We start from the raw sequence: 23,897 nt of genomic DNA, 5'->3' as shown, positions 1-23,897 counted from the left end.
GCGTTCGTGATCGGACAACTCCAGCGGCAACGGCTTCGGGCCAGGCATCAACCCACCCTACAACCGCAAGCGAACTAACGACTCAGGACACTAGCCGGCCCTGACCCAGGTGGCGCTGAAATCGGTGCCGTTGCTCAGCGCGCTGACGGTGTCCTTGTTCTGGCCCGCGCCGGTGACCATGACGATCTGCGACGGGTTGGCGGCGGCGAGCGAGGTAGCGTTGACCAGGGCTTCCTGGATGGAGACGGTGCCGAAGTTCGCCAGCGGCTGGATGCAACCGCTGTCACAGGGGGGCAGCCCCACGATGACCTCGGCGGAACTGGGCGGCGGGCCCGAGGCCGCGCCGGACGGGTGCTCCGACCAACTCCCGGTGTAGTCCAGGATCCCCATGTCGTAGGAGTTGAGGACGGCGTTGTAGTGCGAGATGGCGGTCAGCTCGTCGCCAGGGTGAACGGGGTGGCTGAAGGTGTGCCGCTGATTCGGGTAGAACTGGTACCAGGCGTAGTACACCGGGGTGCCGTTCGAGCAGTCGGCCTCGGTACCGATCTCCTCGACGGTGCTGCTGTTGTAGCCGTCCAGGCCCACCCAGACGCTGGAGTACTGGCTGCCGGAGGTGCAGCTGACCGTCGGCTGCACCCAGGTGGCCTGGACGAGGTTGTGGGCGCCGGCGGCGGCGTACCCGGACCAGTTGGCGGTTCGCACGGTGGCCGCGCTCGCGGCGCTCGCCGAGATCAGCACGGACGCGGCGGCGAGGACGAGCGAGGCGAGGAAGATGCACATGCGTCTTAACAATGAGTGCTCCCTGGGAGGGGCGGAGGGCTCGACGACGGTCGGCTCCCGCCGCCGGGTCTGCCATCATTCCGTCCCAATCCCGCCCGCGACCACTCTTCGTCAGGAGCCGTCCGGCTGAACGAGATATCGCCTATGCGTGCGACGCGTCTTCTGCGTAGGGGGCGAGGTGAGGGGCGTGTGGGCTGTGTCAGTCAGTCGCACACCCAGCAGGTTGGGCGGGCCCTGTTCTCCACCGTGGCCGAGGCAACTCTCCTGGCCGGTTGGATGTCCTACGACGCCTGCCGCCATGGCTTGGCGCAGCGGTACTTCCTCCAGGCCCTCCGACTGGCCCAGGACGCCGACGACCGCCGGCTCGCCGGGAGCGTCCTCCCCGCCATGAGTCACCAGGCGACATTCCTCGGCCGCTTTACCCAGGCCGCAACACTCGCTCGGGCCGTACTCATGGGCATCTTCCCAGTGGCTACCCCGACCCTGCGCGCCCAGTTCCACGTCATGGAAGCCCGCGCTCTTGCCCGAACCGGCGACGTAGGAGCCTGCGAAGCCGCTTTGAGCGCAGCCACGCGGGCACTGGAGAGCCGCAACAGCGACGACGAGCCCGAGTGGATCAGCTACTTCGACGAGACCGAGCTTGCCGCCGAGGCCGCGCACTGCTTCCGTGACGTCAACAGCGCCCGCCAGGCCGTTGCTCACGCCGAGAACGCCATGAGCGGCAATCACGTGCGCAGCGACTTCTTCGCGACGATGGTCCTCGCCGATGCTCATCTGCGGGAGACATCGAGGAGACGTGTCGAGTCGCGCTCGATGCCCTCGATCTCGGGGAGCAACTCAAGTCCGCCCGGTGTGTCAACTACGTAGCCGAGTTCCGGCAGAATCTCGCGGCTACAAGCGGCAGCGTGACCTCGCGGAACAGGCCCACGAACACAGGTTGTGGGTGGCCTCCGAGGCCCAATTCAGTTTCTGCCTTTCATCTCACAGAATGATCCGGGAAGTTCAGAGCACGGTGAAACTGTCCTTCACCACACTGTAGATCTTGAGCGCCTGGACCCCTGTTTTGGGCTGGTACCAGGTGTTGACCTGGTAGGACTTTCCGTAGGCATCGAAGCTGAGGAGCAGGGCGTGCCAGCTCACCCCTTCCAAGGTGAAGCTGTATTCCCAGACGACCGCGGGCCAGCCGCGGAAAGTTGCCCTTAGAAAACTGATCCTTCGATAGCTCTCGGCCTGGGAGGCGTTCTGCTCTGAGGCCTGCCATGTCTGCATCAGGTTGCCCCGGGCCAGCGAGGACTTGGCCACGAGTTCCTGATTGCCTTCTGGGGAGATGTAGTGAATCTCAGTGCCGCTCGCCAGCACCCGCTCCCAGCCCTTGGGCGGAACCCACGCGAACCCTCCAGCCTCCTTGAGTGCCCCCGCGGGCAGCGTGGGCGCGGCACCGATGACCACGGGCGACGCCGATGCCCTCTGGTCGCTCAGGAAAAACGAGGTGCCGAATCCGGCACCGAAGACCAGGAGCACAGATGCGGCGATGGCCAGCCAGCTCCTACGGACGGGAACGACGATGCTCCGGACTTCGGTGATCGGACTGTACTTCGAGTTGCCGGCCGAGTCTTTTCCAGTCAGTTCGATGTCGAACAACGAGGCAAGGTATCGGCGCCACAGGGGCCGGTCTTTGCGTCGCCCGTGTTCGATGAAGTGATCCAGAGATTCAAGGTTGTCACCCCTGGAATCGGTCAGTGACGCCCAATAGCGTTGACGGAGATTACTCATGGCCGACCTCCGCCCCATCCGGCAAGGTGGTGGACTGCTGTGCCGGCTCCAGGGCCACAACGGCGGAGCGACTTCCGTTGATCGCCGCTTGGATGGTCTTCGCGCTGCCGAGTTGCCGCAGCAACGCCGGAGCTGATGCTCCCACCGCAACCGCTGCGAATACTCCGGTCAGTTGAGGAGAAAAGATCCACCCTGCGCTTGCGCCGAGGGAGAGCCGAGTGAGGGCCGCCAGCGCATCGGAAGGTGCGTCGATATACTTGCCGAGCGGTGGTAGCTGATCTCTCGTCTTGTTTTTCGACAGGGCGCGATGGCGGGCCGCTTGCCACGCCGCGATGCGCCCGTAGAAGACCACGATCTCCACGACAAGGCCGCCCAGTGCGCCACAACTGATGCATGTCGTCCACTGCATGGCCTCCCCCTGGGCAATGCTTGCAACTCGTTCAGCCCAGCATTCCAGAGTGGGAGTTTGTCCGGGAAGGTAATGACCCGGAACCTCTTGTGATCTTTTGCGGATGCTTGATCCGAGGGCACTATTCGGACTCAAGATCCGCATCTCTGGTGCTCGCCATTGCTACTCGCCCGCGGGCGAAGGCTCGCAGAGCGCTCCCTCAGAAAGGCCATCAGGCGTCTCGCCCCTCGCCAGTACGCAGTGACCGCACGCGCCGCGCGAACTCCCCCGCAGAACGCTCGCTGCTGACGACCTGGTGGCCGAGCCAGGACACCATCATCAGTTCGCGGAGATCCGCCAAGGTCTCGTAGCCGGGCCAGTTCATCAGGTCGAAGCCGTATCGGTGAACGAACTCGGCGTACTCAGCACAAGAGCCACCGGGACGAACCAGCCTTTCGAGGCCGGTCGAATCACAAGACAACGGAGCACCCTTTGTGCTGCCTCGGCCACCCGGTCTCTGCGCAATTCGGACCGGCCCGCATCACTGGCCGCTCATGAAGTCGTCACGGCGACGCGTCCCTGGAGCGGCAGATGTTGTCGGGTGCCGCTCGCATCCACGCTTGCGTTGGCCTGCCGTTGATTGAGCTTCTTCGAGTTGGCCACCGATCAGGTGACGGTCCATGAAGCGCAACGAGCGAGGCCCCCGAGCTGTTGATCGAGATGTCTGACGTCTCAACCACGCTGCTCGGGGGCCTCGTTGGTCATCTATCCTGCCGCACTCGACCTGCCCCATGCGCTCGTGGAGTGGGTCACGATGCTCATCGTCACCCGTGAGGGTGACCGGCGCTGCAAGCTCCGCCCGTCCCAGCGCGCGATAGTGGCACTGGTGTACCTGCGCGAACACACGACCCTGGCGAAGATCGCTGCCGGGTTCGGGATCAGCGAGTCCACCGCCCACGCCTACACCAGCACGGTCATCCGCCTGCTCGCCGACCGTGCGCCGGGCCTGCTGAAAGTCCTGCGCGAGGCCGATGTGGACTTCGTCCTGCTGGACGGCACGCTCGCCGAATGCGACCGGGTCGGCGACGGACGGGCCGACTATTCCCACAAACACCGCCGGCACGGGGTGAACGTGCAGGTGGTCACCGACCCGGCTGGCCGGCTGCTGTGGCTCTCGCCCGCATTGCCCGGCCGGGCTCACGACCTGACCGCTGCCCGCACCCACCGGATCATCCGCATCTGCGAGCGCCAGGGCGTCCCCATCCTGGCCGACCTCGCCTACCAGGGCGGCGGCCCCTGGGTGACCACGGGCATCAAACGCAGGCCCCTGCAGGAACTCACCCTCACCGAGAAGACCCTCAACCGGGCCCTGGCCGCGGCACGGGCACCGGTCGAACGCGGCGTCGCACGCCTGAAGTCCTGGCAGATCTTCCGCAGATCCCGATGCAGCCCAAACCGCATGACGTCAATCGCCAAAGCCATCCTCACCCTGGAGCGGCAACGCTGAAGAAGCTCACTGGCCGCTCATGAAGTCGTCACGGCGACGCGTCCCTGGAGCGGCAGATGTTGTCGGGTGCCGCTCGCATCCACGCTTGCGTTGGCCTGCCGTTGATTGTGTGTCGTGGATTCGGAGAACTCCCCGCATGACCGCAGAAGTTGGGGAATCCTGGGTGCCCGTGACCGAAAATACGAGCGAAACGGCTCCGGACAATGAGGTCAGGGCGCTTCTTCGGGTCTTGGCCGGGCAGCGCCGCCACGTTCTCGGCATCCTTGACGGGCTCGACGCCGAGGTTCTACGACGGCCGGTGCTGCCGTCCGGATGGCACTGCCTGGGGCTGGTCCAGCACCTCGCGCTCGACGTTGAGCGTTTCTGGTTCCGTGCGGTTGTCGCCGGGGACGAGGAGATCATCCGCGGCCTGACGAGCGGCGACGAAGCCTGGAACGTGGTTCCGGAAGCGCGGGCCGTCGACGTGCTCGACGGATACCGGCAGGAGGCAGAGCTCTCCGACGCCATCATCGCCACCACCCCCGCTGACGCCGCCCTGGCCTGGTGGCCTCACGATCTGTTCGGCGAACCGCACCTGCACACCCTGCGCGACGTCCTGTTGCACGTCATCACCGAGACCGCATGCCACGCCGGCCACCTCGATGCGGCACGAGAGCTCATCGACGGCCGGCGCTGGTTGGTCCTGACCTAGCACTGCGGTCCAGCTTCATGACCTCGTGTCAGGGTCGGCCGGGAACGAGTACGACCACCGCGTGATCATCGGGGGTTGCGTGGACTCCTGAAGCCCGAGCAGGCAGGCGCGGGCCACGGCCCGGCGTCGAGCGGAAGACCTGCCGGCAACTGGCCGAACGTGCACCACCACCCCGCAACCAGGCAACTTCCCGCTGACAGACTTTCAGACGCCCTCCAGTACGAGCAGTCGCTGCACATGGTCGGCCTCTTCGCCTCGGACCGTGTCGCTCCCGCTGTGGCCGGAAATGATCAATGGGGTTGGTGGTGGTCAAATGTTTGGTACGGGAAAGCGATGATGAGGGTATGACCGCCAGCTCTCGCGCCCAGTCGTTCGATGGAGCCGCGGCGCAGTACGCGGCGAGTCGACCTGCTTATCCAGCCGCGCTCTTTGACTTCATCGAGGAGTTCACATGCTGTCGTCTGGCGGGTGCCCGGGTCGTCGATGTCGGCGCGGGTACCGGAATCGCCAGCGCGCTGCTGCGGGAGCGCGGTGCCGATGTGATTGCCGTGGAGCCGGGTGAGGCCATGGCCGGTGAGTTTCACAAGGCGCTCCCGAGGGTGCCGGTCGTGCGGGGTGACGGTAATGCTCTGCCGCTGGCTGGGGCTTCCTGCGACCTCATCACGTATGCGCAGTCCTGGCAGTGGACCGACACCGGTCGGTCCGTCCCGGAGGCGTTGCGTGTCCTGCGAGCGGGAGGTGCGCTGGCGATCTGGTGGAACACCACGGCCTTCGACGTGCCGTGGATCCGTGAGCAGCACGAGCGCATCGCGCGCCACTGCGGGGTGACGCCAAGGTCTGCGGTGCGTCCTTCGGACACTGATGCCATCCGGTTGGCGGGGCTGACAGGGTTGAGGGTGGCGCGCCGTCAGGTGCGCTGGAGCCGCACCGTCTCTTTGGACATGCATCTCGCCAACATTGGCAGCCGCTCTGCATTCCTCGTCCTTGAAGAGGCCGCCCGCCATACGTTTTTCATCGATGAGCGTGAGCGGCTGGGCAGGATTTTTCCCCGCGAGGAGGTGGAGGAGACCTACGTGGTCGATCTCCTGGTGGCGCTCTGCCCCTGACCGTGTGGGGCAGGGGGACAGCACACCTCCGCTTCGTTCTTCTTCGCCCGGCACCGGATGTCGGCGCCCTGGTGAGCGGACCGGTTGTCCAGGATCACGTAGATCGGGGCGCTGTCGGGCCGGGCGGCGCGGATCGACTGCGGCGCGGCCGGCGGTCCGGCGCCCTGCTTGCTGCGGTTTACGCTCCGGAGGCGGCCGTCGCCGACCGGGTAGCTGCCGCGGAAGTGGCGCGCCCCGCGGGTGCGGTGAGAGGTGGCCGGCGGACGGGCGAGTCGTTTGCGCACGGCCCGGCCGACGCCGGAGGTGGGCGTGATCCCGAGCGGGCCGAACTCGTCGAAAGCGACGACCCGGTCCGGGAAACGGTCCAGCACCTCCTCGATGCTGTCCGGCTTCACCTCCCGCTCGGGGTCCGGTGACTCGACGTTCCGCAGGTAGGCGGCCAGATCGCGCAGGGGCCGGCGGGGGGTGGGGCGGGTGGCGGGTGGCGGTGGCGGGTGTCTGGATGACGAAGTCCTCGTTGCCGGGGCCGAGTTGACGGGAACGACCTCCCGCCCGCTGAGGGCCCGGGCAGGCCAGGGTCGGCCTTCTCGTTGAAGCGGTGGATGACATCGCGCACGGTGTCCTCGTCGGCCCGCTCCGATTGAGCGGTCATGGGCACCTGGTTCCCGCCAGCCGAGGCCGGCAGCACCATCGCGCGCCGGCAGCGCACCGGGCAGGTGCTGCCCGGCCCTGCGGCTGCCGGGATCGCGGTGTACTCGGCCAGGGGATGATCAGTCCAGTGCGTCGAGGGCCGCGAGGATGTCGGCGGGCTCGGCGCGGGTTGTGTAGTCGGTGTTGACGAAGGCCCAGCGGATCACACCGGCACGGTCGATGACGTAGGTGGCGGGCAGCGGGAGGGTGCGCGGGTGGCCGTCGTTGACGCGCTGGAGGTCGAAGCCGAGCTTGTCGTACACGGCGGCGAGGTCGTCGGGGACGTCGAAGGCGAGACCGTACTGCTTGGCGGTGTCGGAGCCGATGTCGCTGAGGACGTCGAAGGCGAGCCCGTGCTTCTCGGCGAGGGTGAGGGACTCGTCGGGGATCTGCGGGGAGACGGCCACCAGGCGGGCGCCGCGTGCGGTGACGTCGGCGTGGTGCTGCTGGAGGGAACGCAACGCGATGTTGCAGTACGGGCACCAGGCACCGCGGTAGAAGGTCAGGACGACCGGGCCGTCGGCGAGCAGGTCGTCCAGGGCCAGGGTGCGTCCGGTCGCGGTGGGGAGGCTGAAGCGCGGGGCCTGTGCTCCGGTGGCCAGGGCACGGTCGGCCTGGCCGGTGTCGGCGAGTTCCTGGCCGGCCCGCTGCATGATCTCCCTGATCTCGGCGGGGATCTGCTGCTGGCGGGCTTCGTAGAAGGTGCGCAGTTCGGCATTGAGGGTGGTCATGGCGCTTGTTCCTCCTGGCTGGTGACTGGGGCGGGGCCGGACGCACGTCGGACTTGGGTCGACGTCGACCGCGAATCCTGGAATGACTGTTTCAAGATAAGGCCATGCGTGACCCCGCACCAGCCGTGCGGAGACATCGGTGGGTCAGAGGCTGGTGAACGGGCGGTGGTCGGTCAGCGCCAGAGCCCGGACGAAGGCGGCGAGGCGGACTGCGCGTCGCGCCAGGAAACGACGGAGTGAGGGCGTATGGGACCCGTAGGCGGCTGCCCATAGGGCTGGTATGCGATTCATAGGGGCATGGTCGCGGCGTACAGCAGCGGCTGGGCGGATCGTGGACGAAGCTGGACGCCCTTGCGCAGGTGGGCGGCCTGTCCCGCTCCGCACCCGTCAGCACCTTGCGGCGCGGCGAACGGGGAGTATCTTGGAATCCTTATTTCAAGATGGCGGGGTGAAACATGCCGGACATCAAGCACTTCGATCCTGACGCGACTCTGGAGACCGTGGTGCGGCTGTTCTGGCGCCAGGGCGTGGCCTCGACCGGGATCCAGGACGTCGTGACCGCGACCGGGCTCAACCGCTCCAGCCTGTACTCGACGTTCGGTGGCAAGCAGGAGCTCTACCTCGCCGCGCTGCACCGTTACCTGGAGCAGCGGTCCCAGCCGATGTTCCGGCGCCTGGCGGAGGACGAGCGAGGGTTGCCCGCCGTCTCCGAGTTCTTCGACGGCCTGATCGAGGCACGGTGCTCGGGCGAGTACGCGCGCTGGGGGTGCATGGTCTCCAACGCGCACGCCGGGGCTGAGAACAGCGATCCTGACGTACGTGCCGTCCTGGACCGGCATCACCAGGAGCTGCGGGACGCGATGTACGCGGCACTCGTCACCGCCCGGGCCCAGGGACAGCTCTCCCCCGGCTCCGATCCCGGTGCCTCCGCCGACCTGCTGGCGCTGGTCGCCTACGGGGTCAACCTGCGCTCCCGTGCCGGCGCCGATGCAGCGACGCTGCGGAAGACGGTGGCCACCGCCCTGGACTCGATCGCCGGCCGAGCGGCTCTCAACTGAGGTTGGGGGCAGGCGACTTACCCGGACGAGGGACGGGCACCGCCTTCGGGTTCGCTCCTGCCGCGTCGTCTGCCACGTAGTTCTCCGAGGACGTGGCGTGGATGCCCTCGGGCGCCTTGAACTTGGCGCCCGCCGCGCTGAAGATGTCGTCGAAGCCGCCGAGCTTGATCGGGATGTAGATGATCGCCACGTCGTCGCCAGGATGCCGGTGAAGGCCACCGCCAGCCATCGCGAAGAAGCCGGCCGCGCCCGCCGCGTAGACCGCCGCGGGGACGGCGACGAACGTGTACGCCGTGTAGAGGTCGCCGCCGAGCAGGAACCAGGTGACCCAGGTGCCGAACGACCGTCCGCCCAGGCCTCATTCGTCGAGACTGTGCTCGCTGTCGGGCATGGCTGCTCCCGTGCGGGGACGAAGGGCTTCGGGCGGGAATCGCGTGGGCGCCGGCCGGACGCTTGTGCGTCCGGCCGGTCATGGGTCAGGCGTGAGCGGGCTCGGCCTCGGGCGAGGTCGCTCCTGAGGTGGGTGCGGGATCCGGTGCGGGCGGGGACATCTGCTGTTCGAACCGTTCGGGCAGCGCCCAGCGGTACAGCGGCATGGCGCCGGCGGTCGTGATGACCGCGACCAGGACCAGCATGGAGAAGACGTCCTTGGTGATCATTCCCTGGGCGAGGCCGATGTTGATGAAGATGAGGATCATCAGGCCGCGGGCGTTCATCAGGCCGCCGACCGCCCAGGACTCGCGCCAGGAGAAGCCGACCGTGCGCATGGCGGTCGCGCAGCCCACGTACTTTCCGATGAAGCCCGCCGCGAGGATCAGCGCGAACGGGCCGATCATGGCCCATCCGGCGATCCCGCCGAGTTCGGTGTTGAGGCCGGAGAAGGCGAAGAAGATCGGCAGGAGCAGGACGCAGACGAGATCCATCATGCGGCTGTGCAGGGCCTCGCGGAAGGCGGGGTTGCGTGGCATCGCGAGTCCGGCGAGGAAGCCGCCGAAGACGGAGTAGATGCCGATGTAGTCGGTGAACAGGCCGGACAGCAGGACGATGGCGACGACGAGGTACATCTGGTCGAAGCCGAAGTGGCCGGTGCGTTCGACCCGCGCGCCCATCGGCCGCAGCAGGCGGGCCACGACGGTGAGCATGACCAGGGCGAACAGTGCCGTGAGCCCGATGGTGCGCAGGACGTGCAGGGCGCCTGCTCCGCTGTGCATGGCGGACAGCACGGCCAGGAAGCACCAGGCGGCCGCGTCGTCGATGGAGGCCCCGAGCAGGGTCATGCGGCCCAGCGGCGAGTTCTGCAGGTGCCGCTCGTAGAGGATGCGGGCCAGCATCGGGAAGGCCGTGATCGACAGGGCGCCGCCGATGAACAGGGCGAACTCGAAGTGGCTGACATCGGTGCGGGAGAGCCGGTCGTAGAGGAGGTAGGCGGATCCGGCACCGAGCAGGAGGGACGGGAGGATGCCGGAGACGGCGAGGACCGCGGCGTTCTTGGCGTCCTTCTTGCCGTTGCCGCCGCCGTGTTCGAGGCCGGCGCCGACCAGGAACATGAAGAGGGTCAGGCCGAGGGTGCTCAGCACATACAGCATGGGCTTCACCTCGGGGGTGAAGACCGCCTTCTGCGCCGTGGGGAAGAGCGCGCCGAACAGGGTGGGGCCGAGCAGGACGCCGGCGACCATCTCTCCGAGCACCCGCGGCTGCCTCACCAGAAGGGCGAGGCGTCCGCAGAGGGCGGAGGCGGCCATGATGACCACGATCGCGGGCAGGACGTGGAGGACGAGTTCGAGGTTCTTGTCGGTGGTGGCGGCCAATAAGGTCGTGTGGTGCACAACAGCTCCCGTGGTCGTCAGGAATGTGCGGGGACAGAGGGCGGATGGGGGTCCTCGGTGACGGAGCGGCCCTGTACCGGGCCGTGCGCGGGAAGTCCGAGGACCGCGGGCCAGCGCGCGTCGTCAGGGGCGACGACGAGGAAGCGGGCGTACCAGCTGTCGAAGAACGACAGGACGAACATCGGCAGCAGTGTCCAGATCGCCACCTGTTCCAGGGGGGTGTTGCCGGTGAGCGCCGCGATGATGACCACCACGAACACGTTCGGGTAGGTCATGGCGGTGTAGTCGTCGAGCGTCTGGACGTGGCGGCGGCGCTTGAGGAGTGCGGCGACCAGGCGCAGGCCGACGGCGATGCCCGCGGCGGTCGGCGCGTAGGTGGTGAAGCCGTTCAGGTCGAGCTTCAGGCAGACCAGCACGATGAACGCGGTGAGCAGCAGGACGGCCACATATCCGTTGCGCTCGCCGTACTTGGCCGTGCGGATGGGAGAGCGTTCCCGCAGGCGTTTGACCAGGACGTAGGCCGCCGTGACGATGCCGGTCGAGGTGGCGGCGCTGATGGCGACCGCCGGGGCGACGTCCTCGCGCAGGGTCAGGGCCAGGACGGTCGAGAACGAGACGGTGGCGGCCAGGGAGGAGAGCAGGACCTGCGCGAACGTCGGCATGATCATTCCGCCGAGGCAGCGGCTGACGGTCATCGCCACCACCGAGCTCGGCGTCGCGAGGAACACCGCGGCGATCGCCGCCGTACTCGTACTGCCCACGTCCCACCAGCGCAGCAGGGCCGCGAAGGCGATCGGCAGGGCGAGGTAGCGCAGGGCGACGGACCGGAGCGTGCCGCGGTCCGTCACGAACGTGCGCGCGTTCTCCAGCTCGATGCGGCACATGGTGATGACGCTGGCCAGCACCAGCAGCAGAAGCAGCAGGTACGGCGAGGTGGACACGCGCAACCCCGCCAGGTTGGCGAGAAGACCGGCGGCCAGGCCGGCGCAGAAGACCACGGGATGGTTGACGACGACCCAGTCGTAGACCATGTTCATGGTCGCGTTCTCGTTCTTCACATAGCTGTGGATCCGATCGCCCTGCAGCATCTGGGAGTTGGGCAGGCGCAGGTCGTACGACTCGTCGGCGGGCCGGTCCAGGATGAACCGGCAGATCAGCTCGACGACGTACTTGTGCGAGACCACGCAGACCACTTCGCCGCGGCGCAGCGCGGGCAGCAACTCCTGCTCGTAGAAGGCGTGTACGCGGTCCTTGAACTGTGCGAACGTCTCGCCGCCGTGCATGGTCGGGCTGTCGGCGTTCATGGCCCGCTCGTACTCGGCGATGCCGTGCCGGCGCTGCAGGATGGACTTGCTCTCCAGCGTGTAGCTGCCGAAGTCGCGCTCCATGAGGCGTTCGTCGACAACCACCTCGGGGGCGTCCTCGCCGAGTTCATCGAGGTCGAAGATGATGCCGGCGGTCTCGTGGGCGCGGGTCAGCGGGGAGACGTAGACGCGGTCGAAGCGCCGGCCCCGGTGGCTCTTCGCGACCTTCTCGGCCTGGATCCGGCCCAGGAACGTCAGCGGGGCATCGCGCTGTCCGGCGATGCGGTGCACCGAATTGCAGGTGGACTCGCCGTGCCGGACCATGAACAGTCCGCCGAGCAGCTCCTGTTCGTCCTGGTCGGTCATCACGCGTCCTTCTTCGGGGCGTGCTTGACCTGGTCGCCGTACTGGGAGTCCCAGCCCGCCAGCTTGGTGATGTCGCACAGATTGTGCACGGCGTGCTTCTCCACCAGCGTGGTCAGCATGGAGACCGTGCGCCGGGCCTGCTGCGCGCCGAACCCGAACTCACGGGACACGGCGGCACCGAACCGCGCCAGGTCGTCGTCGAGGATGCCGCGGTACTTGCGGCGCTCGGTGCGGTCCTGCGCCTGCAGGTAGTTGACGGCATTCGGGTACGCGGTCGCACGGGCGTAGCCGAGCAGCCGCTCCCGCAGCCGGGTCGCGTCGGGCTTTCCGGCCGGGAGGGCGAGGTCGTCGACGATCCAGTCACAGCTGCGGACCAGGCAGTGGTGGATGCCGTCGGGGATGTCCATCCGCTCCTCGTCGTTCGCGGACCTGACGGCGCGCAGCACCTCTATCGCCGTGTCGAAGCACTGGTTGCGCAGGGTGCCGATGCTGAACACGAACGCGCCCAGCCGGCCGCGGCGGGTGGTCTCGTCGCCCTGGCGCATCGGGCCGACGCAGAAGAGGTTCCGCGCGACCTCGCCGTCGGCGCCAACGAGCTGTCCGTGCGTGCCGACCTCGATGCCGCGGTGGGTCCTCGTCTGCGGCTGCGCGTAGCCGTGGCCGTTGACCAGGCCGTTCCACAGGGGGTGGTCGGTGCGCTCGTAGTCGGTGTTGTTGCCCAGGCAGTTGACCACCCGGTCGACGACGATGTCCGGCTGGTCGGCGAAGACGACCCGGATCCTCGTGCCGTCCTCGACGGGGCGCATGTCCTGGACGGCGGCGGACAGGACGGTGACGGTCTTCGGGGCGCCGCTGAATCCGCGCATCCGGCTGCGGACGATGCCGCCGATCTCCCGGACCGTGCTGGTGCGGTTGGTGACGATCAGGCTCTTGTACCGGTCGAGGAGCATCCGGACGTCACGCGGGTCCATGCGGGAGACCAGCTCGATGACGTACGGCTCCCACGCCTTCATGACGCGCTCGGGGAAGACGGCGTCGAGCGCGCTGCCCGGCTCCACACCGTGCTCGCCGCGCAGGTGGGCGTACTCCGCCTCGACCCCCTCCACGACCGTCTCCGCGGTGAGGTTCTCCGCGTCGAGGAAGGGCGGGCGGCGGGCCTGCCAGATGTCGTGCTCGTGGTCGACGGGGTAGAGGCCGTGCATGTGGCCGCCCCGCGAGCAGATCAGGATCTGTCCCCGGTGCCCCGCGTGGACGAGGGAGACGACCGCGTCGAAGGCGGAGAGCGCGGATCCCGTGACCAGGACCGTCTCGTCGGGGCCGACGGCCTGGAACCGCTCCTGGGCATCCGGGGCGTACGGGTCCGCGAGGAAGCGGTCGCAGCCCTTGAGCCGGTGGTAGAACGGCGCCTGCACCGGCGAGAGATGACCGGTCGCCAGAATCACCTGGTCGGAGGGCAGGTCGTGCACCCCGCCCTGCGGGTCGGCGTCGACGTACTTGACCACGTAGCCCTCGCCTTCGGCGCGCACGTCGATGGTCTCGCCGGCCATTTCGCGCAGGGTGACCTCGGAGTGGGCGTCCGCGACAGCGGACCGCAACCGCTCGGCCAGGTACTGGCTGAAGATCCGCCGCGGTACGACGCAGGCGACGCCGAAGCTGTGGTACTGCCACTTCTGCGGCCAGCTGGAGCGGTCGGCCTCCTCGTTGGCCCACTCCAGGAAGTCCTCGGGGCGCTCGCGGCGCAGGGTGATGCGGCCGGCCTGGATGTTGAGCATGTGCTCCCAGTTGGTGGCCGCCCGGCCGAAGGCGAGTCCGCCGTAGCGGTATCCCTCCTCACGCTCTATGAGGCATATCTCCAGGGGCGAATCGGCGAAATGGAGCAGCCGGATGGCGGTGAGCGTTCCGGAGAACCCTGCGCCGATGATCGTGACGCGCCGAGCGCCGGGAGCCGCACCGTCCATGGCGCTGTCCTGCATCGTGCTGTCCTGCATCGTGCTGTGCTGCATTTCCACGGTCTTGTCTCCTTCGGTGGGGAAGCGTCAGCGCCACTCGTGGGTGAAGCGGACCGGCACGGCGTCGCGGATCGAGTTGTGGACGACGCAGCCTCGCTCGGCCTTGAGCAGGGGCTTGGAGATCAGGTCCTCAAGGGCGGCGGGCGCGGACACCAGCACCGTGATCTCGGAGAAGCGGGTCGGCGCGCTCACGAGCGTTCCGTCGACCTGGAAGCCGACCTCGGAGGCATCGGCCTCCGGGTCCTCGGCCCTCAGGGCGGCCAGGAAGGTGCTCACGTAGCAGCCGCCGAGAGCCAGCAGCAGCAGTTCGCCGCCCATGGGGCCGGCGTCCGTCCCTTCTTTCTCCTTGGGCCGGTCGATGGTGACCGTGTGGTCTCTGGCCTGGCCCACGACGACGCTGCCGCCGACGGGGCGAAGGGACACACCGATGTCAGACATGGCGGTACGGACTCCTGTCCTGGAGCGGGGCACACGATGGCCGGCCGGAGTTGCCGCGGTGCCGGTGAACGGGACGGCCTCAGCATCAGGACGGAGTTCGGACTTCCGGACGGATCGTGGACGATCCTGGATGCGCTCCGTAGCCGGGTGCCGACAGGCGGAACAGCGCTTGACAGTCGCAGCCCCACTCCATCTAACTTGAAACAAGCGTTCCAAGTTTTTCGGCCCACGTGTCCGATGGGGGAGGATGTTCGTGCCGCACGTACTGGATCCGGGGAAAGCCCGCACCATGGACGAATTCATCGTGGAACTGAGGCTGTTGAAGGCGTGGGCGAACAACCCGTCGATCACCGAGATCACGCGGCGCATCCACCGGGACTGGCAGCACGCCGGTCGGCCGCGCGGCGAATGGCCGGCCCGTTCGACGGTGGGCAACTGCTTCCAGGTCGGCCGCCGCCGGCCCAACTCCGACCTGCTGCTGGCCGTGGTGCAGGCACTGGTCGGCGCCGACGAGGCGGTCGTCTCCGTCTGGCGGCAGTCGCTTCGCACGGTGCTCGGCGAAGCCGAGGCCGCCGCACGGGTCAGCGCCTACGACCGGCTGCCCACCGGGCTTCCTTCGTTCGTCGGCAGAGTCGACCTGATGGCCCGGGCGCAGGCTCTGCTGAACGCCGGCGAAGAAGTGTCCGCACTGGCGCTGGAAGGCATGGCGGGCGTCGGCAAGACGTCGCTGGCCCTGCACATCGCCCACAGTTATCTCGCCGAGGAACGCACTGACGTGCCCGTCCTGTTCGCGAACCTGCGAGGCTCCGCACCGCAGGGACCGCCCGCCGATCCGACGGCAGTGCTGGAGACCTTCCTGCGGCTGCTCGGCGTCACCGGAGACCGCATCCCGTACGGGCTGGACGCACGAACGGCTCTCTACCGCCAACTGCTGGCGGAAACCGGCGCGTTGATCGTCCTGGACGACGCGGCGAGCACGGAACAACTGCGGCCCCTCCTGCCCGGGATCCGTGGATGCCGCACGCTGATCACCGGCCGACGCGCCCTCACCGGCCTCCGCGGAGCCACCCGGCTGCCGGTGCCGCTGCTCGATCCGGGCGACTCCCTGGAGCTGCTGCGGGCCACGGCGGGAGCCGAACGCGTCGACCCGGACATCCCGGCCGTTCAACAGATCGCGGACCTGCTGGGGCACCTTCCGCTGGCGCTGTCAGCCATCGGCCGCCACATGCGAGCCCATCCGGCCTGGGCGCTCGGCGACTACTACCGTGAACCCCTGATCACCCTGGCCCTGGAGGACGGCGTACGAGCCGCGCTGGCCGCCTCCGACGCACGGCTGCCGAAGGGTACGCGTCGGCTACTGCGCCTGCTGACGCTGCATCCGCCGCAGGATCTGGACGGCGCCACCGCCACCGCGCTCCTCGGGGAACCGTCCACCGCCGCCGAGTGTCACCTCGCCACCCTGACGGCAGCACACCTGATCCAGCGAACCGCCCCCGGCCGCTTCCGCCTTCACCCCCTCACCCACGCCTATGCGGAAGAACGTATCTGCATCGACGAACCGGCAACTCGCATCCGACAGGCCCTGGGCCGCTTACTGGAACACAGCCGCAGCCGCGGTACCTCCATGCGGCTCGGGGCCCGGACCATCCATGGATCCCGCTTGCCCATGCCCTGGCAGCACACCGAACCGGACGAGGACCGACTGCCGAAGCGTCGGGCACTCGCAGCCTGACGGGTCTCCACGGGGTCACCTCCCACGACACCACCATCCAGACCGGTACCGAGCCCTGACCGCCTCACCCCTGCCAGGACCCAGACGCCGGCGACGGCTGAAGGGGCAGGAAGCCGGAACCCCGTCTGGTTGTCACCCGGGCCGGGAGGTGGCGCGGAGCCGTGTGATGGCCTGCCGCAGTTCGTCGAAGGCGCGTTCTTCCTCCCGCGGGTAGACACGGGAGGCGGCAAGGACACTGTCACGCGCCCCACGGACGCGGGCATAGACATCGAAGCAGGTGAGGACCTCTTGGGCGCGAGGACATCGTGGATCTCCCGGGCGATGCGCGCCCGCTCCTCGGCGACAGGGACCCGGGCCAGAGCGACGCGTTCCGACGCGGCGAGCACAGCCCGCCGCTCGAACTCGGCCATGTAAACGCGCCGGGCACGGACGTACTCACCGAACACCCAGGCCCCGGCCAACAGGAGCCCCACCGCGAGCGGCGTGAGCCAGACCCCCGGGCACCCGGGCCGCCGTAGTCCCGCTGCCACGCGGGAATCCACAGCAGCACACAGCCCGCGGCACACACCACCGTCGCCGCGGCAGTTACCCCCGTCCGGTAGTTGATCGATGGGCGGCCGCAAGTCCCGGCTACCGATGATCAGGCGTGGCTGATCAGACGGGGATCCAGTCAGGCCACGATGGCGGAACGTTGCTCACGGGGCAGAGGCCGGAGTCGCCGGGATAGCCGTCCAGGGTCCCCCGGGTCGCGAAGAACCACCATGCCAACCACACCGTCGCAACAACCACCAGCAGCGTCGGCAGCGAGACGCGGACCGCCTTTGGCGCGCGAAGTACCACACGTCGGCCGATGGCCCGAGCCCCGAGCCCAATGAGTGCTTCGGCTCCCACGACAAGAGGGAGCAGGAAGTTGAGTTCGAAGCGTCCGCCCGCGTCGTAACCCGCGTCGCAGTATGCGCGCGCCCAGACGGCCAAGGACCAGGCGACGCACCCCATAGCAGCTCCGAACAATGCGGAACCCGCCCAGGGGAGACAGGAGGTGGATCTCGGCTCGGCTGTGTACACGACATGACACGACATCGAACGCACCCTTCACGGTTCCGAGATGGGCGCAGGCGAACGGGCATAACCGCACGCCTCACCCCCACCCCCCGTAGTTGGAAAGCGTGGTGCGCGATGCCCTGCGCGGACCGACGTTCGTCTGAACGTCAGCAGCAGGCGCAGCCTGCCTGGCAGCCGCACGCATCCTCGGTCTGTGCAGTACTCACGACCGGTGCCACGCAGCAGCCGTCACCACGCCACGCGTCCCGCCCCTCCTTCACCGCCACCACCGCGATGACGAGCCCCGCGATCGGGTCGGCCCACGCCCAGCCGAGAGCGGCGTTGGCGACGAGGCCGACGAGCAGGACGGCGGAGAGGTAGGTGCACAGCAGGGTCTGCTTGGAGTCGGCGACCGCCGAGGCGGATCCCAGCTCACGCCCGGCGCGGCGCTGGGCAGCGGACAAGAACGGCATCACAGCGAGGGAGAGCGCTGCGAGGACGATCCCGGGGACGGAGCGCTCCGCCTCGCCGGTGCCGGTAAGGGCCCGTACCGCATCCACCGTGACGTAGGAGGCGAGAGCAAAGAACGAGAACGCGATGATCCGGAGCGTTGTTCTCTCCCGGGCCTCGCGCGCCGCGTGGTCCCGCGCGGAGAACTGCCAGGCGACCGCCGCCGCAGAGGAGACCTCGATGACCGAGTCCAGCCCGAATCCGACCAGCGCGGTGGAGGAGGCGAGCGTGCCCGCCGTGATCGCGACGATCGCCTCGATCACGTTGTAGGTGATGGTCGCGGCCACCAGCAGGCGTATGCGGCGGGTGAGGGCGTCTTGGCGGGCGGGGGACGGGCCGAGGGACATCGCGGTCATCGTCAGCAGCAGCCCTTCTCGTCGGCGTCGGGGCAGTTGCGATCCGCCTCGACCGCGAGGACGGCGGTGCGCAGGTCGTCCAGGGCGTGGGCGAAGCGCGGGTCGGCCAGTTCGTAGCGGGTGCGGCGGCCGACGGGGACGGCGACGACCAGGCCGCAGTCGCGCAGGCAGGCGAGGTGGTTGGAGAGCCGGGTACGCGAGATGCCCAACCGGTCGGCCAGATCGGACGGGTGGGCCGGCGCGTCGCGCAGGGCGAGCAGCAGGCGGCAGCGGATGGGGTCGGCGAGGGCACGGCCGAAGCGGGCGAGTACCTCGACCTCCGTGGCAAGAGTCAGCACACCCTGACGATACAAGAATTCCTGAATTCAGAAAATCATGGATCAACGCCCGCTGTGTGGCACCTGCCTCAGTCAGGAGTCGCGCCTTCGATGATTCGGCAGACGGCGGGGCTCGCGCCCGGCTCGGTCGCTTGGTCAGCCGTCTGCCGAGCCCGCCGAAGGGTGGTGCGCAGGGACTGGAACTCGGTGATGCGGCGGTCGATGTCCTCCAGGTGCTGGTCGAGGAGGCCGACGACGAGCGTGCAGGGCTGCTCGCCACCGCGGTGGAGGTCGAGGATGTCCTTGATCTTCTTCAGGCCGAGGTCGAGCGCCTGGGCCCGGCGGATGAAGCAGAGAAGCGGGATCGCGTCTTCTGCTCCTCGCCGACCTCAAAGCCGGAGCCGGAGTCCGATCGTCGTGATCGCGCTGACCCTGCTCACCCGGGCGGACTGCGCCTGGTGCGACCGCGCGAAGAAGCTCCTGACCGAGACCGACGTGGACGTCGAGGTCACCGAGGTGTCCCTGGACACCGACGAGGGCCGCCAACTGGCCGCCCGGCACCGGTTGTTGTTCGCCCCCGGCCTCCTGCACGACGACCGCCTCATCGCGTACGGACGCCTCTCCGAGCGCGCCCTGCGCCGCGAACTCGCCCGAATCCCGCAGACCTGACAAGGAGTTCCCGCCATGGACAAGCTGCTCTACGTCCTCCCCGTACTGGCCTGCCCGGTCGGCATGGGCCTGATGATGTGGCTCATGATGCGCCCCAGGCACGGCGCCCAGTCGGCCTCCAGCACCGACCAGCAGGAACTGCTGCGCCTGCGCAAGGAGATCGACGCCCTGCGCACCGAACACACCGACGTCCAGGACCATTTGGCGTGACGGACATCTGGCTCCCGCTCGCGGCAACCGCTCTCGCCGCAGCCCTGACCTGGTGGTGCTGCATCCGCCCGATGGTCAGAAACCGCTCCTGCTGTACGACCGCTGCCGACACGGAGTTGCAGGAGGAACTGCGCCGCGCCCGCGAGGAGTTCCAGCAGCTCCCGCAGCTGCGCAACGATGCGACCCCGCCCGCCGTACGCCCCCGCCGACCGGAGATCCTCGACCGGTGACCGTCCTCGCACCGACCCTCCGACGCCCCGCCGCCGCGCTGCTCACGCTCGTCTCGCTCGTCCTGGCTCTCCTGCTGGGCACCGGCGCTCCCGCCTCCGCGCACGCCACCCTGCTGTTCACCAGCCCGGCAGCGGACGCCACGGTCGCGGACTCTCCGGCCTCGCTGGTCCTCGTCTTCGACCAGCCGGTCGGTGTCAGCGGCTCGGCCGTACGCCTTGAACCGACGGCCGGGCTCGGCAGGCCGACGCGGAGCCACGGCGGGCGGACGGTCACCTTCCCGGTGCACGGCAAGCTCGCCGAGGGCGTCCACACGATCGAATGGCAGGCCACCGCCCAGGACGGCGACATCATGACCGGCAGCTACCGTTTCGCGATCGGCCCCCGCACCGTCGCCCTCGCCTCCGGCCAGAGCACCACCGCCAAGGACCCCGTCCCCACCACGATCCTGCGCTGGCTGCTGTTCACCGCCCTGGCCGTGCTCCTCGGCGAAGCCGCGCTCAACCGCCTCACCGCCCGCGTCCCCGACACCCCGTCCCGACGGCCGCGCTCCTGGGCCCTGCCCGCCGCCCTGGTCGGCTGCGCCGCCGCGCTCGGACTGACCGCGCTGGTGATCGGCGACGGCTCCCTGCGGTCCGCGGTCGACACCCGCCCCGGCGTGCTGTCGCTGATCGAGGTGGCGGGCTTCGCCCTGGCGGCCGTGGCCGTAGTCGTTGCCGTACGCCGCCGGGTCTGGGCCCTCGTACCGCTCGCCGCCGTCGTGATCGCCGAGGCACTGCGCGCGCATCCACAGGCCGAACAGGCCGTCGCCGGGCCGGTGTTGACCTTCGCCCACCTCGCTGCCGCCGCCCTGTGGGTGGGCGCGCTGGTGCAGGTGCTGCGCACGGTGGTGGCCTGGCGGGGTGAGCGAGCCGCCTGCCGAACCCTCATGCTCGCGTACGCCCGGCTCGCCGCCTGGCTGTTCGCGGCCGTCGTCACCTCCGGCGTCATCGCCGCGCTGCTGCTGGTCCCGCTCGACGACCTGGCCACCACGACCTACGGCCAGGTCCTCCTCGCCAAGACCGGCGCGGTCGCGCTCGTCGCCGCCCTCGCCTACACGGCGCGCGGACGCCTGCGCCGTACGACCGGCGGGCTCGCGTACCGCCCGGCTCGCGTCGAAGCCTCCGTCCTGGCTGTCGTCCTCGCCCTGTCCGCCACCCTCACCGTCCTGCGCGCACCCGCCGACGCCAACCGCCCGCTGTCCTTCGCGCCGCCTACCACCGGACCGGTCGTCCCCGCCGGCACCCGCGCCGGAGAGATCGGCATCAGCGCCCGCGCCGGCACCGGCCAACTCGTCATCGAGCTGACCGCGCCCCAGGCCGGCGACGCCTCGAAGCTGTCGTACGGCCTGACCGCCACCCTCGCCGATCCGCGCGGCAGCAAACGAAGGCTGGGCCTGCGCGGTTGCGGCACCGGCTGCTTCTACACCCCGCTGACCTGGCGCAAGGGCACCAGCCACCTCACCCTGACCGCGTCGGCGGGCGAGGAGTGGGCCGGCGGGCGTGCGGGCCTGGCCATCACCTGGCCGTCCCGCCCCGATCCCACTCTGCTGCGCGAGACCGTGGCCGCGATGAAGAAGGCCCCCCGCTTCACCCTGCACGAACTGGTCACCAGCAACACCACCCTCGGCCTCGGCGACCTCAAGCAACTCCCCATCACCGGCAAGGAGTTCCTCGCCGCCGAGCCCTACGGCAGCGGCACCGCCCCGGTCACCACCCGCCTGCCCGACGAGAACGGCCACCACCGCCTCGCCCTCGCCTACCCCGCCGAGCACACCCAGCTCGACCTCACCCTCGACGAGACCGGCCGCATCCTGCACGAGACCCTGACGGCCCCCAACCACCTCGTCACCCGCACCTTCGTCTACCCCGGGACCGACGAGGACGACCATGGCCACTGACCTCACGGGCCCGGCCGAAAGCGTGCTCACAGGCACCGCTTAGCATCACCGTGATGAGCAACTGGCCGCAGCGGCACAGCAGGGCCCACGGCGCGTGGCGGACCACGCGAACCGTGGCGCTCTGCCCTGCCCTGGCGGTGCTGTTCGCCGCGCTGGTCATGTGCCTGGGCTCCATGGCCCACGCCGCCGACGCCCCGCCGGCCGTCCCCATGACCGCCATGTCCGCTACGGCGGTCCGGGCGGACACCTCGGCGACACACCACGCCCAGACGATCGGGCACCCGGCCGGCTGTCCTGCCGGTGACGTGTGCTGCGCCCCGGTCGCCCACGGCGTACGGGCTGTCCGCACCACGCCCGCCGGGCCGCTGTCGGTGAACCTGCCCCGCCTGCGGAGCCTCCCCGGGCCGGACGCCCCCGCCGACTTCCCCGGTCTCCCGCCCGCCCGGGGTGCCCCCGATCTCCACGTCCTCCAGGTGCAACGGATCTAGAGGGATGCCCGCGCGCACGCGCACCGCCATCCACTCACCCCTGCACCCACGCGCACCGCCGCCCGACGACACCGCGCGGCGGGGACAAGGACGTACCCATGAGCAAGACCAGCAAGAAGACGGCCGCCGCCGACCGCAAGGCGCGCATAGAGGAGATGCGGCGCGCCGAGAAGGCCCGTGATCGCCGCAACCGGATCATCACCATCAGCACGGTCATCATCGCCGGACTGGTCGGCTGGGGCGCCTACGCCATCGACAACGCCAACGAGAAGAGCGACCAGAAGGCCGCCGCCGCGAAGAAGCCCATACGCGGCGAGAAGACCTGGGACGCCAAGAAGCTCGGCCGCACCCACGTGACCGGCACCGTCAAGTACCCGATGAACCCGCCCGTCGGCGGCAACCACGCCCCGGCGTGGATGACCTGCAACGGCAACGTCTACACCAACGCCATCCCGAACGAGAACGCCGTCCACTCCCTCGAACACGGCGCGGTCTGGGTCACGTACAACGACAAGGCCGGCGCCGCCGACGTCAAGACCCTCGCCGACAAGGTCACCAAGACCCCCTACACGCTGATGAGCCCGGACAGGACGGAGTCCGGGCCGATCATGCTGTCCGCCTGGGGCCACCAGCTCAGCGTGAACAAGGCGTCCGACCCCAGGGTCGAGCAGTTCCTCACCAAGTACGTGCAGGGCGCGCAGACCCCGGAGCCGGGCGCGGCCTGCACCAACGGGCTGACCGCGTCGTGACGGACACGGCCGCCGCGGCGCGGTCCGCGACGGACCCTGGCGGGGCGGCCTGTCAGAAACCGGCCGCGCGGGCCGCCGTGTACACCTCGGCGGCCACGTCCTTCAGTTCCTGGGCGTCCCGCGCGGCCCACGAGAGGTCGACCAGGAACTCGTCGAGGCCGATCTCGGCGTAGGCCATCAGGTCGGTGACGATCTGTTCGACGTCGCCCTGGAAGGGCTGGCGGTCCGGGCCCTCGTACCGCTTGGGGGTGTAGTCCGGGTTCACACGTACCACCGTCCGCAGCGGCCGGGTGCGGCCCCGCTCGGCGGCGAGGTCCTGCAACTGGCGCCAGCTCTCGGCCACTTGGGCGGGGCCGTCGGCGTACGGCAGCCAGCCGTCGGCCTGGTCGACGAGTCGGCGCATCGCCCGTGGGGTGTTGGCCGGCACCAGGATCGGGATCGGCCGGGCCGGCTTCGGGCCTACGACGGCCGAGGCGATCCTCGTGATCCGGCCGTCCGCGTAGACCACCGGGTCCGGGCCCCACACCGCCCGGCACACCTCGAACACCTCGTCCATGACCTTGCCGCGTTCCGCGAACGGGCGGACCCCGGCGGCGGCGTACTCGTCGAGGGACCAGCCGCTGCCGAGGCCCGCGATCACCCGGCCGCCGCTCGCCGCGTCCAACGAGGCCAGGGACTTGGCCAGTTGGAAGGGGATGTGCAGCGGGGCGACCAGCACTGCGGTGCCCAGTTCGGCCCGCTCGGTGGCCGCCGCCGCGAGGGTCAGCGTGACGAGCGGCTCGGCCACGCCCCGGTAGGCCTCGGGCCAGGGCAGGCCCGGGACGCCGTAGAGCGGCTGGGTCTGGGGGTCCGGGAACAGGGCGCGTTCGTACACCCAGAGGCTGTCGTATCCGATCGCTTCCGCGGCGCGTGCCACGTCGGGCACGTCCTTGCCGAGGTTGTACTGCCGATTCTGCGGGAGACCGGTTCCGAGCCGGATCGTCATGCCGGT

General features: G+C 69.2%; 23 protein-coding genes and 4 pseudogenes. 12 read left to right on the top strand and 15 right to left on the bottom strand.

Annotation, left to right across the window (positions count from 1 at the left end):
- Positions 1–90 precede the first annotated feature (90 nt).
- On the bottom strand, positions 91–780 hold the full coding sequence (locus AB0I69_RS39145; RefSeq protein WP_363100517.1) for a G1 family glutamic endopeptidase: 690 nt from the start codon (positions 778–780) through the stop codon (positions 91–93).
- A gap of 210 nt (positions 781–990) precedes the next feature.
- Here AB0I69_RS39145 and AB0I69_RS39140 point away from each other — a divergent pair.
- Positions 991–1,741, top strand: a pseudogene (locus tag AB0I69_RS39140) (hypothetical protein); the annotation flags it as partial.
- A gap of 41 nt (positions 1,742–1,782) precedes the next feature.
- Here AB0I69_RS39140 and AB0I69_RS39135 read toward each other — a convergent pair.
- From AB0I69_RS39135 to AB0I69_RS39125, 3 genes and pseudogenes are all read right to left on the bottom strand, one after another.
- A complete protein-coding gene (locus AB0I69_RS39135; RefSeq protein ID WP_363100516.1) occupies positions 1,783–2,553 on the bottom strand; it encodes a hypothetical protein in 771 nt (256 codons plus the stop codon).
- Positions 2,546–2,962, bottom strand: a complete 417-nt coding sequence (locus AB0I69_RS39130) for a hypothetical protein (RefSeq protein ID WP_363100515.1) — start codon at positions 2,960–2,962, stop codon at positions 2,546–2,548. Before AB0I69_RS39130 ends, AB0I69_RS39135 begins: the two co-directional genes overlap by 8 nt.
- Positions 2,963–3,173: 211 nt before the next feature.
- A pseudogene (locus AB0I69_RS39125) lies at positions 3,174–3,365 on the bottom strand (aminoglycoside phosphotransferase family protein); the annotation flags it as partial.
- A gap of 333 nt (positions 3,366–3,698) precedes the next feature.
- Here AB0I69_RS39125 and AB0I69_RS39120 point away from each other — a divergent pair.
- The 3 genes from AB0I69_RS39120 (at position 3,699) to AB0I69_RS39110 (ending at position 6,245) form a co-directional block, all read left to right on the top strand.
- Entirely contained in the window at positions 3,699–4,448 is a 750-nt protein-coding gene (locus AB0I69_RS39120; RefSeq protein WP_363100514.1) for a transposase family protein, read from the top strand.
- 163 nt (positions 4,449–4,611) lie between these two features.
- The gene (locus AB0I69_RS39115) at positions 4,612–5,139 is read left to right on the top strand and encodes a DinB family protein (RefSeq protein ID WP_363100513.1); all 528 of its coding nucleotides are present in this window, start codon (positions 4,612–4,614) and stop codon (positions 5,137–5,139) included.
- 344 nt (positions 5,140–5,483) lie between these two features.
- On the top strand, positions 5,484–6,245 hold the full coding sequence (locus AB0I69_RS39110; protein WP_363100512.1) for a class I SAM-dependent methyltransferase: 762 nt from the start codon (positions 5,484–5,486) through the stop codon (positions 6,243–6,245).
- 20 nt (positions 6,246–6,265) lie between these two features.
- Here AB0I69_RS39110 and AB0I69_RS39105 read toward each other — a convergent pair.
- Both AB0I69_RS39105 and AB0I69_RS39100 read right to left on the bottom strand, forming a co-directional pair.
- A pseudogene (locus AB0I69_RS39105) lies at positions 6,266–7,008 on the bottom strand (IS630 family transposase); the annotation flags it as partial.
- 7 nt (positions 7,009–7,015) lie between these two features.
- The gene (locus AB0I69_RS39100; RefSeq protein ID WP_363100511.1) at positions 7,016–7,666 is read right to left on the bottom strand and encodes a peroxiredoxin-like family protein; all 651 of its coding nucleotides are present in this window, start codon (positions 7,664–7,666) and stop codon (positions 7,016–7,018) included.
- Positions 7,667–8,121: 455 nt separating this feature from the next.
- Between AB0I69_RS39100 and AB0I69_RS39095 the strand changes: the two genes are divergently transcribed.
- Complete coding sequence (locus AB0I69_RS39095) at positions 8,122–8,724, top strand: TetR/AcrR family transcriptional regulator (protein WP_363100510.1); 603 nt, start codon at positions 8,122–8,124, stop codon at positions 8,722–8,724.
- Positions 8,725–8,842: 118 nt separating this feature from the next.
- Here the strand turns inward: AB0I69_RS39095 and AB0I69_RS39090 are convergent.
- The 5 genes and pseudogenes from AB0I69_RS39090 to AB0I69_RS39070 all read right to left on the bottom strand — a co-directional run.
- Positions 8,843–9,109 (bottom strand): annotated as a pseudogene (locus AB0I69_RS39090) (hypothetical protein); the annotation flags it as partial.
- Between the two features lie 91 nt (positions 9,110–9,200).
- A complete protein-coding gene (locus tag AB0I69_RS39085; protein ID WP_363100509.1) occupies positions 9,201–10,550 on the bottom strand; it encodes a cation:proton antiporter in 1,350 nt (449 codons plus the stop codon).
- 17 nt (positions 10,551–10,567) lie between these two features.
- The gene (locus AB0I69_RS39080; protein WP_363100508.1) at positions 10,568–12,220 is read right to left on the bottom strand and encodes a histidine phosphatase family protein; all 1,653 of its coding nucleotides are present in this window, start codon (positions 12,218–12,220) and stop codon (positions 10,568–10,570) included.
- The gene (locus AB0I69_RS39075; protein ID WP_363100525.1) at positions 12,220–14,223 is read right to left on the bottom strand and encodes an FAD/NAD(P)-binding protein; all 2,004 of its coding nucleotides are present in this window, start codon (positions 14,221–14,223) and stop codon (positions 12,220–12,222) included. The genes AB0I69_RS39080 and AB0I69_RS39075 overlap by 1 nt, the downstream gene beginning before the upstream one ends.
- 33 nt (positions 14,224–14,256) lie before the next feature.
- The gene (locus AB0I69_RS39070; protein ID WP_363100507.1) at positions 14,257–14,667 is read right to left on the bottom strand and encodes an OsmC family protein; all 411 of its coding nucleotides are present in this window, start codon (positions 14,665–14,667) and stop codon (positions 14,257–14,259) included.
- A 253-nt stretch (positions 14,668–14,920) separates the two neighbouring features.
- Between AB0I69_RS39070 and AB0I69_RS39065 the strand changes: the two genes are divergently transcribed.
- Complete coding sequence (locus AB0I69_RS39065) at positions 14,921–16,399, top strand: NB-ARC domain-containing protein (RefSeq protein ID WP_363100506.1); 1,479 nt, start codon at positions 14,921–14,923, stop codon at positions 16,397–16,399.
- 1,208 nt (positions 16,400–17,607) lie between these two features.
- Here the strand turns inward: AB0I69_RS39065 and AB0I69_RS39060 are convergent.
- The 3 genes from AB0I69_RS39060 to AB0I69_RS39050 all read right to left on the bottom strand — a co-directional run bounded on the left by AB0I69_RS39060 (position 17,608) and on the right by AB0I69_RS39050 (position 18,970).
- Positions 17,608–18,306 (bottom strand): cation transporter, encoded by a 699-nt coding sequence (locus tag AB0I69_RS39060; RefSeq protein ID WP_363100505.1) that lies wholly within the window; start codon positions 18,304–18,306, stop codon positions 17,608–17,610.
- Between the two features lie 2 nt (positions 18,307–18,308).
- Positions 18,309–18,644, bottom strand: a complete 336-nt coding sequence (locus AB0I69_RS39055) for a metalloregulator ArsR/SmtB family transcription factor (protein ID WP_363100504.1) — start codon at positions 18,642–18,644, stop codon at positions 18,309–18,311.
- Between the two features lie 68 nt (positions 18,645–18,712).
- Positions 18,713–18,970, bottom strand: a complete 258-nt coding sequence (locus tag AB0I69_RS39050) for a MerR family DNA-binding protein (protein ID WP_363100524.1) — start codon at positions 18,968–18,970, stop codon at positions 18,713–18,715.
- Between the two features lie 70 nt (positions 18,971–19,040).
- Here AB0I69_RS39050 and AB0I69_RS39045 point away from each other — a divergent pair, with 70 nt between their 5' ends.
- From AB0I69_RS39045 to AB0I69_RS39020, 6 genes are all read left to right on the top strand, one after another.
- The gene (locus AB0I69_RS39045) at positions 19,041–19,292 is read left to right on the top strand and encodes a glutaredoxin domain-containing protein (RefSeq protein WP_363100503.1); all 252 of its coding nucleotides are present in this window, start codon (positions 19,041–19,043) and stop codon (positions 19,290–19,292) included.
- Between the two features lie 15 nt (positions 19,293–19,307).
- Positions 19,308–19,502, top strand: a complete 195-nt coding sequence (locus AB0I69_RS39040) for a hypothetical protein (RefSeq protein WP_363100502.1) — start codon at positions 19,308–19,310, stop codon at positions 19,500–19,502.
- Positions 19,499–19,732: a hypothetical protein gene (locus AB0I69_RS39035; protein WP_363100501.1), complete on the top strand. Its 234-nt coding sequence runs from the start codon at positions 19,499–19,501 to the stop codon at positions 19,730–19,732. The genes AB0I69_RS39040 and AB0I69_RS39035 overlap by 4 nt, the downstream gene beginning before the upstream one ends.
- Positions 19,729–21,669, top strand: coding sequence for a copper resistance protein CopC (locus AB0I69_RS39030; protein WP_363100500.1), 1,941 nt, complete (start codon positions 19,729–19,731; stop codon positions 21,667–21,669). The genes AB0I69_RS39035 and AB0I69_RS39030 overlap by 4 nt, the downstream gene beginning before the upstream one ends.
- A gap of 53 nt (positions 21,670–21,722) precedes the next feature.
- Positions 21,723–22,157: a hypothetical protein gene (locus AB0I69_RS39025; protein WP_363100499.1), complete on the top strand. Its 435-nt coding sequence runs from the start codon at positions 21,723–21,725 to the stop codon at positions 22,155–22,157.
- A gap of 98 nt (positions 22,158–22,255) precedes the next feature.
- Positions 22,256–22,906, top strand: a complete 651-nt coding sequence (locus tag AB0I69_RS39020) for a DUF3105 domain-containing protein (protein WP_363100498.1) — start codon at positions 22,256–22,258, stop codon at positions 22,904–22,906.
- A gap of 52 nt (positions 22,907–22,958) precedes the next feature.
- Here AB0I69_RS39020 and AB0I69_RS39015 read toward each other — a convergent pair whose 3' ends face one another.
- Positions 22,959–23,891, bottom strand: coding sequence for an LLM class F420-dependent oxidoreductase (locus AB0I69_RS39015; protein ID WP_363100497.1), 933 nt, complete (start codon positions 23,889–23,891; stop codon positions 22,959–22,961).
- Positions 23,892–23,897: the final 6 nt, after the last annotated feature.

The organism is Streptomyces sp. NPDC050508 (assembly GCF_040655155.1).
Taxonomy (GTDB): domain Bacteria; phylum Actinomycetota; class Actinomycetes; order Streptomycetales; family Streptomycetaceae; genus Streptomyces.
The sequence above is the reverse complement of the archived record's forward strand: the minus strand, read 5'-3'. Positions and strand labels throughout refer to the sequence as shown.